Source organism: Vibrio sp. WZ-1 (assembly GCF_052037695.1).
Taxonomy (GTDB): domain Bacteria; phylum Pseudomonadota; class Gammaproteobacteria; order Enterobacterales; family Vibrionaceae; genus Vibrio.
Map to the genome: position 1 here is coordinate 82937 of NZ_JBQEQR010000067.1, position 13805 is coordinate 96741.

Annotated in this window: 11 protein-coding genes; 6 read left to right on the plus strand and 5 right to left on the minus strand. The window is 43.1% G+C overall.

Going from position 1 to position 13805, the window contains the following annotated elements; all coding sequences use genetic code 11:
- Nucleotides 1-147 precede the first annotated feature (147 nt).
- The 5 genes from potA to ACTS60_RS09395 all read left to right on the plus strand — a co-directional run bounded on the left by potA (nucleotide 148) and on the right by ACTS60_RS09395 (nucleotide 5350).
- On the plus strand, nucleotides 148-1314 hold the full coding sequence (gene potA / locus ACTS60_RS09375; RefSeq protein WP_440888024.1) for a spermidine/putrescine ABC transporter ATP-binding protein PotA: 1167 nt from the start codon (nucleotides 148-150) through the stop codon (nucleotides 1312-1314).
- Nucleotides 1295-2155: a spermidine/putrescine ABC transporter permease PotB gene (gene potB / locus ACTS60_RS09380; protein ID WP_440888025.1), complete on the plus strand. Its 861-nt coding sequence runs from the start codon at nucleotides 1295-1297 to the stop codon at nucleotides 2153-2155. The genes potA and potB overlap by 20 nt, the downstream gene beginning before the upstream one ends.
- A complete protein-coding gene (gene potC, locus ACTS60_RS09385) occupies nucleotides 2155-2925 on the plus strand; it encodes a spermidine/putrescine ABC transporter permease PotC (RefSeq protein ID WP_005389180.1) in 771 nt (256 codons plus the stop codon). Before potB ends, potC begins: the two co-directional genes overlap by 1 nt.
- 106 nt (nucleotides 2926-3031) lie before the next feature.
- On the plus strand, nucleotides 3032-4063 hold the full coding sequence (locus ACTS60_RS09390; RefSeq protein WP_010447915.1) for an extracellular solute-binding protein: 1032 nt from the start codon (nucleotides 3032-3034) through the stop codon (nucleotides 4061-4063).
- Between the two features lie 249 nt (nucleotides 4064-4312).
- On the plus strand, nucleotides 4313-5350 hold the full coding sequence (locus ACTS60_RS09395) for an extracellular solute-binding protein (protein ID WP_440888026.1): 1038 nt from the start codon (nucleotides 4313-4315) through the stop codon (nucleotides 5348-5350).
- Between the two features lie 166 nt (nucleotides 5351-5516).
- Here the strand turns inward: ACTS60_RS09395 and cobB are convergent, their stop codons facing one another.
- Nucleotides 5517-6248, minus strand: coding sequence for a Sir2 family NAD+-dependent deacetylase (cobB, locus tag ACTS60_RS09400; RefSeq protein ID WP_440888027.1), 732 nt, complete (start codon nucleotides 6246-6248; stop codon nucleotides 5517-5519).
- Nucleotides 6249-6368: 120 nt separating this feature from the next.
- Between cobB and ACTS60_RS09405 the strand changes: the two genes are divergently transcribed.
- Nucleotides 6369-6548 carry a hypothetical protein gene (locus ACTS60_RS09405; protein ID WP_045389674.1) on the plus strand — a complete coding sequence of 60 codons (180 nt, stop codon included), beginning with the start codon at nucleotides 6369-6371 and terminating at the stop codon, nucleotides 6546-6548.
- Between the two features lie 188 nt (nucleotides 6549-6736).
- On the opposite strand, the gene ACTS60_RS09410 is transcribed toward ACTS60_RS09405, so the two are convergent.
- The 4 genes from ACTS60_RS09410 to ACTS60_RS09425 all read right to left on the minus strand — a co-directional run bounded on the left by ACTS60_RS09410 (nucleotide 6737) and on the right by ACTS60_RS09425 (nucleotide 13798).
- On the minus strand, nucleotides 6737-7636 hold the full coding sequence (locus tag ACTS60_RS09410) for an immunity 49 family protein (protein ID WP_440888028.1): 900 nt from the start codon (nucleotides 7634-7636) through the stop codon (nucleotides 6737-6739).
- A complete protein-coding gene (locus ACTS60_RS09415; protein WP_440888029.1) occupies nucleotides 7626-12002 on the minus strand; it encodes an RHS repeat-associated core domain-containing protein in 4377 nt (1458 codons plus the stop codon). Before ACTS60_RS09415 ends, ACTS60_RS09410 begins: the two co-directional genes overlap by 11 nt.
- Before the next feature lie 343 nt (nucleotides 12003-12345).
- The gene (locus ACTS60_RS09420; protein WP_005427687.1) at nucleotides 12346-12762 is read right to left on the minus strand and encodes a membrane protein; all 417 of its coding nucleotides are present in this window, start codon (nucleotides 12760-12762) and stop codon (nucleotides 12346-12348) included.
- A complete protein-coding gene (locus tag ACTS60_RS09425) occupies nucleotides 12746-13798 on the minus strand; it encodes a formate dehydrogenase subunit gamma (RefSeq protein WP_171306104.1) in 1053 nt (350 codons plus the stop codon). Before ACTS60_RS09425 ends, ACTS60_RS09420 begins: the two co-directional genes overlap by 17 nt.
- Nucleotides 13799-13805 lie beyond the last annotated feature (7 nt).

The window sequence follows — 13805 nt, forward strand, 5'->3', positions numbered from 1 at the left end:
ATAGTGAAAGCACAAATAGTGTCATAAAAACAGTATGGTAAGGAATGTTTACTTTTGCCTGCAAAATTTTTTCTGTTTCAAGATAAGAAAATGCTTTGATTTCACAATTTTGGTGATTATGATGCGCGCCTCAAAAGTGAATGACTAATGTCACATCAATTGGATCCACCCCAACTGAACGTGGGAGAAATACAGACGTTGAACGCTAAACAGCAAGCAGGAAAGCCAGTAGTTCGTCTATCTGGTATTAGCAAAAGTTTCGATGGCAAGGAGATCATCGGTAATTTAAATCTGGATGTTAATCATGGTGAGTTTCTAACGATTCTTGGTCCATCAGGTTGTGGTAAAACAACAGTTTTACGCATGATTGCGGGCTTTGAAACGGCAGACAACGGACAAATCGTACTAGATGACCAAGATGTAACACAGGTTCCTGCAGAGCAAAGGCACGTCAACACGGTATTTCAGAGTTATGCACTCTTCCCTCATATGACCGTATTCGAAAACGTTGCATTTGGTCTTCGTATGCAGAAAACCCCTGCAGCAGAGGTCGAGCCACGAGTGATGGATGCTTTACGTATGGTTCGCCTTGAAAAAATGGCGCAACGTAAGCCTCACCAACTTTCTGGTGGTCAGCAACAACGTATCGCGATTGCGCGTGCGGTTGTTAATAAGCCGAAAGTGCTGCTGCTAGATGAATCTCTATCTGCACTTGATTACAAACTACGTAAACAAATGCAAATCGAGCTTAAACAGCTTCAGCGTCAACTTGGTATTACCTTTATCTTCGTTACGCACGATCAGGAAGAAGCCCTATCGATGTCTGACCGCATTATTGTTATGCGCGACGGTGTTATCGAGCAAGACGGTTCTCCACGTGAGATTTACGAAGAGCCTAAGAACCTATTTGTTGCTCGCTTTATCGGTGAGATCAACGTATTCAACGCAACCATGCTAGAGCGTATCGATGAGAAACGTATCCGTGCAGAAATCGAAGGCGTTGAATCTGTTGTTTACTACGATCAAGAAGCACAAGCCGGTGACAAACTACAAGTACTACTTCGCCCAGAAGACTTACGCATCGAAGAGATCAAAGAGTCTGAAGAAAAAGGCATCGTAGGTCACGTAACAGAGCGTACCTATAAAGGTATGACGCTTGATTCAGTTATCCAGTTGGATTCAGGCATGCGCGTGATGGTAAGCGAATTCTTTAACGAAGATGATCCAGATGTGGACCACTCCCTCGGCCAGAAAGTCGCTATTACTTGGGTTGAGAGCTGGGAGGTAGTACTAAATGATAAGCAAGAAGCTTAATCTTCAGAACGCGATCATTACCCTAATCGTTGGCTGGCTAACACTGTTTGTGTTGGTACCAAACCTAATGATTATTGGTACGAGTTTCTTGACGCGTGATGAAGCGAACCTAATTGAATTAACGTTTACTTTCGATAACTACCTTCGCCTTCTCGATCCTTTGTACGCAAAAGTGTTGATGCACTCTTTCTACATGGCGATCATTGCAACCTTGTTGTGTTTGGTGATTGGTTATCCATTTGCTTACATCGTAGCGAAAATGCCGGAGAAATGGCGTCCGTTCATGTTGTTCTTGGTAATTGTGCCGTTCTGGACTAACTCTCTGATCCGTACTTACGGTCTGAAGATTGTTCTCGGTACTCAGGGCATTTTGAACAAATCGTTGATGGCGATGGAAATCATCGATAAGCCGTTGCGTTTAATGTATACCGAAACGGCAGTAATGATTGGTCTTGTGTACATCCTACTTCCATTTATGATTCTGCCGCTTTACTCGGCGATCGAGAAGTTGGACAACACTTACATCGAGGCAGCAAAAGACCTTGGTGCAAACAAGTTCCAAACAATTACACGAGTGATTCTACCTCTGACAATGCCTGGCATTATCGGTGGCTGTTTGTTGGTTCTATTACCTGCACTTGGTATGTTCTACATCTCTGATCTTCTTGGCGGAGCGAAGAATCTACTGATTGGTAACGTGATTAAGAGCCAGGTATTGAACGCTCGTGACTGGCCATTTGGTGCTGCGACCAGTATCGCCCTCACCTTCGCAATGGCTGTGATGCTTTATGCTTACTACAGAGCAGGCAAACTATTGAATAAGAAAGTGGAGCTAGACTAATGGGACGCACAGTTAGATTTAGCTTTATGGCGCTGGTATATGCGTTCCTGTATCTACCAATCATCGTCTTAATTGTTAACTCATTTAACGCCAATAAGTTTGGCATGAAATGGGGCGGTTTCACTACAAAATGGTACGAAACCTTAGTAAATAATGACAGCCTAATGCAGGCTGCGTGGCACTCATTGAACGTCGCGGTATTTTCCGCAACAGCTGCTACTATTATAGGTAGCTTGACAGCCGTTGCTCTATTCCGTTATTCGTTCAAAGGTAAAGGCGCGGTAAACGGCATGTTGTTTGTCGTAATGATGTCTCCAGATATTGTAATGGCGATTTCATTACTTGCTCTGTTCCTAGTTTTAGGTGCGCAGCTTGGCTTCTTTACTCTTTTGATTGCACACATCACCTTCTGTCTACCTTTCGTGGTTGTGACAGTATACAGCCGCTTAAATGGCTTTGATGTGAAGATGTTGGAAGCAGCAAAAGACCTTGGTGCAAGTGAGTGGGTAATCTTGAAGCAGATCATCCTTCCTCTTGCTAAACCAGCGGTTGCTGCCGGTTGGTTACTGAGCTTTACCCTGTCTCTGGACGACGTAATTATTAGCTCGTTCGTAACAGGTCCAACATACGAAATCCTACCATTGAAGATTTACTCAATGGTTAAGGTGGGCATTTCACCAGAAGTGAACGCCCTCGCGACGGTCATGCTGATTGTTTCTTTGGTCTTGGTAGTAATTTCTCAGTTGCTAGCAAGAGAAAAAGTGAAGTAGAATCCGCAGCCGTTAACATCGCGAAACAGAATGGTTACATGCCATTCTGTTTTTCTATCTACCGTCCAAAATTAATTGGACAACGTTTGGTTTGGAGCTAACGTCAATGAAAAAATGGGCTACTCTATTAGCTGGTAGTGCATGTGCGCTTTCTCTGTTCTCTGGTACAGCGGCAGCGGATGATAAAGAATTAGTATTTATGAACTGGGGTCCTTACATCAACAGTAATATCCTAGAACAATTTACTAAAGAAACTGGCATCAAAGTTATTTATTCGACTTACGAGTCGAACGAGACTTTGTATGCAAAGCTAAAAACTCATAACCAAGGTTATGATCTAGTGGTACCTTCCACTTACTTCGTAGCGAAGATGCGTGACGAAGGTATGCTACAAAAGATCGATAAGACTAAGCTGAAAAACTTCGGCAACCTAGATACAAACTACCTAGATAAGCCTTACGATCCAAATAACGACTACTCTATTCCTCACGTTGTTGCGATTACAGGTCTAGCGGTTAACGCTGACATGTATGATCCAAACGACTTCCAAAGCTGGGCTGACCTATGGAAACCTGAGCTTGAAGGTCAAGTAATGCTAATGGATGACACTCGTGAAGTGTTCCACATTGCACTACGCAAACTAGGTTATTCAGGTAACTCTACGGATCCAAAACAAATCGACGAAGCATATGCAGAGCTACAAAAGCTAATGCCAAACGTTCTAGTATTTAACTCTGACAACCCAGGTGCTCCATACATGTCTGGCGAAGTTGGCGTCGGTATGCTTTGGAACGGCAGTGCAGCAGCAGCTCAAAATGAAGGCATGAACCTAAAGCTTGTGTTCCCTAAAGAAGGCGGTATTGGCTGGGTTGATAACTTCGCAATCTCTTCTGGTGCGAAGAACGTAGAAGCAGCTCACAAGATGATCGACTTCCTACTACGTCCAGAAATCGCAGAGCAAATCTCAGCGGATACGGGTTACCTAACTGCGGTTGCAGAGTCCAACGCTAAATTCAAAGACGTTGCACCACTGTTCCCTTCTCAAGAAGATCTTGACCGTGTTGAATGGCAAGACTCTGTTGGTGATATGACAGTGAAGTACGAAGACTACTTCCTGAAGCTAAAAGCGGGTCAATAATCTGATCTTGCTTAATAAGCCATCTACTAAATGAAAATAGGCAGCAATACGCTGCCTATTTTTGTAATTGACTGATATAATTGTATGTTGCTAGGTTTATTTGACTCAAGTTCAAACATTATTGACTATTCACATGGTAATGACGTTTGTTGAATCAGATAAACAGAATTGTGCTTATCGCAACATGGCTCAAATCGTTATTTGTTACTAGTATTGATTTGTCCTGTTGCTGAACAAAACGGAAAACAAATGAAAAGTAAATTCTACGCAAGCGCACTGTGTGCGGCGACGCTAATCGCTACCCCTGCAATGGCTGCTGATCAAGAACTGTATTTCTACAACTGGTCGGAATACATTCCAAACGAAGTTCTTGAAGACTTTACAAAAGAAACCGGTATCAAAGTTATCTACTCTACGTACGAGTCTAATGAAAGCATGTACGCGAAGTTGAAAACTCAGGGTTCTGGTTACGACTTGGTAGTACCGTCTACCTATTTCGTATCAAAAATGCGTAAAGAAGGCATGTTGCAAGAGATCAACAAAGAGAAACTGTCTCATTTTGCTGATCTAGACACTAACTTCCTGAACAAACCGTTCGACCCAAATAACAACTACTCTATCCCATACATTTGGGGTGCGACTGGTATTGGTATCAACGCTGACATGCTAGATAAGTCTTCTGTGACTAAATGGGATGACTTCTGGGATAGTAAGTGGGAAGGCCAACTGATGCTGATGGATGATTCTCGTGAAGTATTCCACATTGCATTGACTAAACTTGGTTACTCACCAAACACGACTAACCCAGACGAAATCAAAGCGGCTTATGAAGAGCTGAAGAAGCTGATGCCAAACGTATTGGTGTTTAACTCAGACTTCCCAGCGAACCCTTACCTAGCGGGTGAAGTATCACTTGGTATGCTTTGGAATGGTTCTGCTTACATGGCTCGTCAAGAAGGCGCGAACATCGACATCATCTGGCCAGAAAAAGGCACTATCTTCTGGATGGACAGCCTAGCAATTCCTGCTGGTGCTAAGAACGTTGATGCTGCTCATAAGATGATCGACTTCCTACTACGTCCTGAGAACGCAGCTAAAATTGCACTAGAGATTGGTTACCCTACTCCAGTGAAAACAGCGCACGACCTATTACCGAAAGAGTTTGCTAACGATCCTAGCATCTTCCCACCACAAGAAGTGATGGACAGCGGTACATGGCAAGACGAAGTTGGTGAAGCAAGTGTGCTTTACGATGAGTACTTCCAAAAGCTAAAAGTAGACAACTAATCAGTCTGTCGAAATAGTTTAGAAAAGCGGCTTCGGTCGCTTTTCTTGTATCTGAAGTAAGCGCTTTGTATCTCAAGCGACTCCGCTAGACAGACAAAGTGCCAGAATACAAAAAGGCATCAAATTACTTCGATGCCTTTCTTATTTGTATGTCCTGCCAATTTGTTTATGCGCTGGCTTGGTTTTCCAGAGCAAGAATTTCGTCTACCAACCTCGGTACTTCAATGCTGGCTTTGCCATAGCGTTTTTCTTCAAACTCACTTTCAACCGCACTTGGTTCCAGATTGATTTCAATCGTATGTGCACCATGCATCTTGGCATCATGAACAAAACCAGCTGCTGGATACACTACACCGGACGTACCGATAGAAATAAACAAATCTGCCTCTTCTAGTGCAGCGTAGATCTCCCCCATACGCAAAGGCATTTCACCAAACCAAACAATGTGTGGGCGCATTTGGGCTGGAATCTGGCAACAATGGCACAACTCCCCAGTTTCAATATCCTCTGAGTGCTCGATAACTTGGTTTGACTCACTACAGCGCGCTTTAAGTAACTCGCCATGCATGTGAATAATATTGGCGCTACCACCTCTCTCGTGGAGATCATCAATGTTTTGAGTGATGATTGTCACTTTGCCTGCTAACTCTTTTTCAAGGCGCCCTAACGCGGTATGAGCAGCGTTTGGTTTAATATCTTCACCCTGCAGTTTTTTGCGACGTTGATTGTAGAAGCCTTGAACAAGATCCGGATCGCGGATAAAACCTTCTGGCGTAGCTACGTCCTCGATACGGTGATTCTCCCAAAGACCATCTTGAGCTCGAAATGTTTGAATACCAGACTCAGCTGAGATACCTGCGCCAGTAAGTACTACAATATTTCTATAAGGGAAATTCATAACTTATCCTTGTTGTTCTTTTTCGTTAGCTTAACACTGAAAGAATAACAACAGTAGTAATATGGATTAGACCATGGTCGTAGTGGTCATGACTAGAATGATAAATTGAGAGGCAAAACAATGAGGCGTGTATCTCTTGTCCTTATCCTATTAAGTACTTTAGCAGGGTGTCAGCTTACAAACGTTGAGGGTGAATTCGACGACGTAAAAGTAAAAGTGAGTACCAATGATAATAATAAACATCCGGGTCATGGCGGAGATTTTTGCCCACCGGGTCAAGCTAAGAAAGGAAACTGTTAAATTAAAACAGCGGTACAATGTATGCCACTATTTTAATTAGACTTCTTCGTTGGGTGGAGCGCGATAACTATCAATTTGCGCTCCATTCTACTCCAACTGGCTTTCAGGAGCTGGACTCAGATCGCCCAGTTCTTCAAACCTTTACACGAAAGCACTCTCTCTAACCATTTTTAGGTTACTCGGATATGCTAACGAGTAATCCGCCCTGCTTTAACGTCTTCTAGCCAACGTCCTTCAATAAGATATGGTGGCAGCCAACCTGTTTCTACTGACAATCGGTTTCCTTTGTCATACCACATACATGCCATACCAAGCAGAGGGAAATTGATGAATGTACGAATGCCTATTCGCTCCGGACCAAGTTCTCGAAGATGATATTGTTCCTGCAGCTTCAAGTTCTTAATCAGCACTTCTTCGAAGTCATAACCAATGTCGGTTGTCAGGGCAGCATAGGTTTCTAGAATTCCCATGGCGATTTCCATTGCCCAATCGTCACCCTGAGCAATGGCCAAATCCATTGCTTCGACTAGTTTATCCGGGTAATCGGAAGTACGATGATGAAAAGACTGAATGACATCCACCAACATGTAAGACAGTTCTCCTGCTTTAGTAGAGCTTTGTTTCATGAGAGAAATCGGAAAGTTCGCCAACAGATCCATACTGGATTTATCGCGCACGATGACAGAAATGAAATAAGCATCTAGCCACATTGAAGGAGAAATAAAACCAGTATCTAGGATACCTTTACCTTCCCAGGTCACTAGCGGGTATCCGGGTATTTGAATACTCTGAGGTTCATCAGTCTTCATCGCGAGCCGATGATAAAAAGAACGCATTAGTGACGCTTCATAGAGACAAAGTGTTCCGACTTGTTCATTGGTATCAGACTGGGGAAGCCATGAGTACCACCTTACGATATCTTTATGCAGGTCAGCCATATCATTAAGGTTCTCTCTCCTAACTAAAATCCTTTTTTTCCTTTTATTAAGGTCATCATTGATCTCATTGATTAACTCCAACTCATGTTCTGGTTTCAAGTTAGGGTTTGACTTACGTTGAACTAGTTTGAGCACGTTCCTAGACCTCACTAATTGCGGTTTTATTAATTGAAAATTCTCTCACTTTCAAAGTATCGACATCATCATTTATTGGAGTTTGAACATGTAAATACTTGATTGGGGTTCCGTCATAGGCTGCTTTCTTAATTTTGTTCCCGGCACGCCTTTCTGTTGTTCCAAACCCCTTCTCACTCATCAGATCAATTATTGCAGCAGCATACTTACTCGTTCCTTGCTGATACGCTTCATTGCCAATCTTCCTGCTACCCAACGGGCTGTTGCCTCCCTTAGCCTCTACGACAATGATTTCACCTGGTGGAGGGCCTTCGACCTCATAAACCATATCGAAGTCACCGGGCTTAGAGCCTGATGTTTCGATATCTTCAGGGTGCAATAGCTTGGCGGTTGGATACTTACTTCTAACAAAGTCATCGGCCGCCAACTCACCAATTTTTGCAGACTGCTCATTGATCTTGGCTATTTGAGCATTATGACCTTCTGCTTCTCTTGCATCCACCGCCTCTTTGCGCATCTTCAAACACTTCTCGATTTTTTCTTTATTGCGATCTGTCAGTTCATATTCGTTGATGTTTAGTTCCGAATTTTCTTTGTATTCTGCTTTATTAAGTACAAGATCTTCGGTGAAGATTGTGCAGCCCTGCTCGCCATCTGACCTCTCAGAGTCCAGTACATGTGCATTTACAAACTCCTCTATACCAACTACGTACCGAACTTCTTGTTTGCTGCCATCTGACTGATTGAAGTGACGATAAAAGGTGATTTCGTTTTTCTGGCAATCAATATGATCGATATCGTATTCATATCTGATGTGGTTTTTGCCATTGGGTTTACGAATCTTAACTTGTGAACGAACACCATCTTCCCCAACAGATGTTTCTTTAGCTGCTTGCAATACACGGTTGCACAACTCTTTGGGTACTTTGCCTTGAGAATGGATTTCAACCAACATTTTAGATAAACGTTTTAAACCTTCATTGCATAGTAGCCCTGTAGGGTCAATCCATTGAATAGGGTTAATTGCATACTGATAATGGTTAATGCCGCCCGCAATGCTTATTGGGTCTTGTTGAATAAAGCGGCCGAGGGTCGGATCATAGTAACGTGCTAAATTGTAATGTAACTGGGTTTCGCAATCGAAGTATTGCCCCTGAAACCTGAGCGGGTTAACGACTTCTTCAATATCAATGTGCGCATATCCAAACGTGTCGTAAGTCGCTTGCCATACTGTCCTTCCGTCAATATCTTTGAGTACTTCTGGCTTTCCGACTTGGTCACATTGATAAAAGTACGCATGGCCATCTTCATACAACGCTAGGGGGATATAAGTTTCAGGTTGATAGAAGTACCAACGGAATGAACCTGAAAAATACTCACCAATCAAACGTTCTCCTTCCCAGAAGAACTCACGAATTCCATTTTCGGAGATTTTCCTTGTCCGTCGACCAAGAGCGTCATATTCAAATTGACATATACCTTTGAATAAGTGCACTTCTATCAATTGATTCAAGGCGTCAAAGACTCGAGTTTGGGTGTAACAGTTCCCTTCTGCTGAAACTTGATTCCCCTGGGAGTCATATTTGTATCTCATGTTGCCATACATATCGACTCGGTCTGAATGTACTTCGCAATCAGGAAGTTGGGGGTTTCCAAAGCTATCAAAACAAAAAGACTGAATATCTCTTGGGGAATTTACACGTATGAGCTGCCCAAGTTTATCGTAATGAAAATGTGTCTTTCCAAACACGCTATCGACAATAGTAGATATGTGATTACTTGCGTTGAATAAGTAACTCTTTTTCCTATCGAGCCAAGATTGTTCTTTCAAACGCCCAATACCATCGAATACCTTATTCTCTATAAAGTCATTGCTTTTAATGGCGCAGATTCTGCCGGTTTTGTCATAGTTGAATTTCACCTTATGTCTCGCATCATCTCCAATAATGACAGCAGACACTTGTCCATATCGATCATATTCGTATCCGACATTCGTTTGATCCGGCAACGATACCTCTCGCAACTTACCGAGGCGACTATATTCTTGGGTGAATTCGAACTGCCCTTGGACGCGCTTTATTTGGTTTCCTGATGGGCTGTAATGATATTGAAGAGTTTGATGCTTATTGGAGGCAAAAGTAATTTTCCCACTTAGGGTGTGACTGAAGTGACTTTCGTTGATATAGCGACCATTTCCAGCCCGAACATTAGACAAATAACCTGCATCATCATACCTGTATAGCACTGTCCGTTCATGAACTTGTTTTTCGGCAATCCTTCCCATCGAATCATAGCGAAACTTGGTTTCTATCCCATCAAAGCCTTGGGTTGAGATCAATTCCCCTTCTTGATCGTAAGAAAAGCAAAATTCCAATCCATCACTACGTATAAGTTTGGTGAGGTTTCTTTCCTCATCATATTCATAGAAAAAGCTACTCCCATCAGCAAGCACGACACCTTCTTGCTGGTTTAGCTGTCCCCAAACAATTTTTGTGACGCCTTCGGGCGTTGATACTCTTACTACCCGGCTGTACTCATCGTAGGAATACTCTTCACTAAAGCCTGTTTTGTCACTCTCGTTATAAAACTGCACGCTCGTGCGTTTGCCAGTATCGTCATAAGTTAACGAAGCAATACAGCCATCGGGGTAAGCGATACCATTGATCCAACCATTTTCATTGTGGCTATACCGAATCAAAGTCCCATTAAGCTCGTGGGCTACGACTCGTTGCTGCTTATCCCACCACCATTGTTTAACCTCTCCATCAGAGCAAGTGCTGCGGATGATATGACCGTACTTGTCGTATTCATACTTAGTCATGCACCCTTGAGAGTCGCTGTCCCATACTCGCTGTCCAAGGGAGTTATAAAAAACCTGCTCTGATTCGCCATCTGGCGTAATGACCTTAGTGAGTTGCCCCAGCGAGTCATACTCGTAGGCATTTATCGCACCAGAGGAATGCGACTTCGATACTAATTGACCTTGAAGGTTATACTGGTAACTTGTTTTGGTGTTGTCTGGATAGGTTTCGGTGACTTTCCTTCCTAAGTCGTCATAATCAAATGTCCATTTCCTTCCACTAGGACTGATTTTCTCTAATAACTTTCCCTGTTCATCATGGACAAATCTCCACGTGTCATTAAAAGAATTTGAGTATGATGAATGTGGAGGATGAAAAGAAAATTGGTAGTCATATACGCCTAGGTCACCATAGTTTCTAATACAGACGGCTTCAGTATCATCCCCCTCCCAAACAAAATGATGGGCAAAGCCTGTTGGTCTAACTCGTTTGGTGATGAGGTGTGAATGGTTGTAATAATAATGCTCAGTCAACTTCCATTGATTTGACGCTTTAACAAGATCAGAGTCAGAGTTGTACTCAAAAGTCGCTAACGCTTTTCCTGTATTAGGTAGGAATAATTCGACCAAGCGACCTTCATCATTATATTGACACTCTATCGTCGGTTGTTTATTCGTCGCAATTCGAATCAAGCGATGGTTTTGTGAATACTCAAGCTGATAGTTTGAAAAGATGTCAGATCGAATTTCTCTTAATAACCACTTTTCGCGCTTCAGCTCAAATCGGTATTGATTACCGTTTGCTAAAGTAATAACTCTTGTCACTGAGTTTAAAAAATGACAACTTGCACCAACGTAAATTTGATAACTGGTTGCACCGACTGACACTGGCGAAAAGCTGATGACATCAGCAAGTTCATTTATGAACTCCCAATTTATTACGGTTCCTTTTTCGTCATGGTTATCTTTAAGATCGAATGAAAAGTTGTGCCTCCAACCATAGCCCAACCCTTGATCGGTATCCGAGACACTCGAGCGGTATGTTCTCGACCATACAAAACCGTTCTGTAGTTCTACGTCCGTTAACGTCAGTATCTCCTCGCCACTAACTAAGGATACTGGGTCACCTGCTTTTTGGTCTTTTTCACAGCTCTCTTTTTGTGGTTTGGCTGACATTGCATCGACCGTAGCCTGCTGCTTTTGATCGGCTTTTAGGGGTTGTTTGCTACTCACTTTGGTAGACGAATTTGGGGGATTTGTCACCCCTGTTGCCATCACATGTTCTTTTGAAGGTGGGATGAAAGAAGCTTTTAATTTGCCGTTGAGCAACGCTTCTGAAAGACGAGGTAAGTAGCTATCAAATGGCGATTCTGTTTCAACAAGCTGTGGTGGAAATTCCCCTATTTGATAGAAGAGTCTTTCGATATCAGAAGCTTCTGCATCCTGAAACCCTAGTAAGAAGTCTTCTGCAGCGATCAGAGAGTTGAATTCGACTAACTCTCCATTAGGTGGGTTTTCACTCGATAAATGATATAGCGCACCAGATGTACTGATTAGGGGAAGAATGAACTGAGGAACCATAGCTGTAACGTGTTAGTCCTTTACTATTGCCTGTAGATAACAACTTTGTGCTGGCCTTGACACGCTTGTAGACCACTGATTTTCTTAGCGCTACACACTCTAACGACACAAATAAATCTGAGTAAATGAACAATAGTGGTGTTGTGAGTGATATCCCGTCACGTAGAACCGGTATTCTCACGTTGTAGTAAATCTTTGAGGCTCCTCCATGAATATCAAAACGATCAAACAATCCTTAGTAATTCGCTTGTTTGAGACGAAATGTCAGATTTGTAAGACGAATCTTATGTTCAAGGCATAAAAAAGCCCCGCGATTGCGAGGCTTTTAAACAGAAACACCGTTTTAAAGGTTTGGACCTGTAGACGGTCTGTGCGGCATATTGTTGCGCAGTTGGTTCATACCTTGGTACATACGTAGGAACCACACTAAAATCGCCAACGCGGCGAACAGCATACCAATCCAAGGGATAAAGTACGCAACAGAGTCTAACAACGTACTGTGCATCCAATAATCACTCACACCAATTAACACACCATTTGATGTTGCTACCGTAACAATAAGAACAACAAAGAACGTTAGGTATAGGAAGAAAGTACGAATCAAGCCGTAGTAATGTGAGTTCACTACGTCGCTGTCTTCGCCTTTATCCAAACGGTACCCAGCGTAAATGATTGCGACAACGCCTGAGATCAAGAACGTAAACGGGGTCAAACAACTCAGGATGTACGCAACCCAAATCCCGTTATGAGGTTTGTTCATTCGTCTTCGCTCCTTTTGGTTCCGTGTTTGCCGTATCTGTTTCGCCCATCGCTTCTTTGGATTTCACTTCTTCATACCAAAGATCGTGGTGCTCTTTCGCCCATGTCTCATCAACTTCACCAGTAACCATGCCTTCTAGTGCACCTTCCATACCGAATAGACCGATGTAGATGTGGAAGATAAAGCCACAAATTAGGATAAGAGCAGAAATCGCGTGAACAAGGTTAGACAGTTCCATATCGCGACGAGTTTGGCCGAAAATTGGGAAATCCAGAATTAAGCCACTCACAGCTGCGATAGCACCGAAGAAGATCAACAACCAGTAAATTGCCTTTTCACCACCGTTCGAGAAACCAGCTGATGGGTGCGTGCCTTTGTGTTTACCAACCATGCCGCCCATTTTCATGAACCAACGAATGTCAGTCATGTTAGGGATAGATTTGCGCCACCATTTCAGTAGAACAAACATCAGCAAGATGAAGAACAGCGGGCCCATATAGTTGTGGTACTGCTTCGCCAACATGACGATGAAGCCCCAGAACTCAGTTGGTACGTACGGCTTCAAGAAGTGCTTACCGTAAACCAGCATCAAGCCACTGAATGCCAGCGTTAAGAAGGTAAACGCCATGCTCCAGTGAAGTGCACGGTCTAGACGAGACCAACGCTTAATCTTTCTGCCAGTACGTGGCTTACTTAGCATCAGAGGACCTACGAATACATAAGCCATGATAACCATTGCGATACTGCCGAAAATCGCGACAGCGCCCGCAGGAGACATCCATTTCTCTTTAAGAATGTACCAAGTCTCACCCGGAGTACTAATCAGCACACCGTGTTCCGCTGATTTCGACGTGGTATAGCCTTCTTGCCCCTCTTTGACCTGACGCCAGAAGTCTGCACCTGCAAGTTGTGTCATCTCCTGTTGTACCACTGGAGAAGTGTCTTCTTGCGCAGACGCTGGCATAGCAAAGGTCAGCAGTAATGCTGTCATCATAGACAGCATTACAAGAGACGCACGTTTAAGAGTATTTAACATGTGTCTC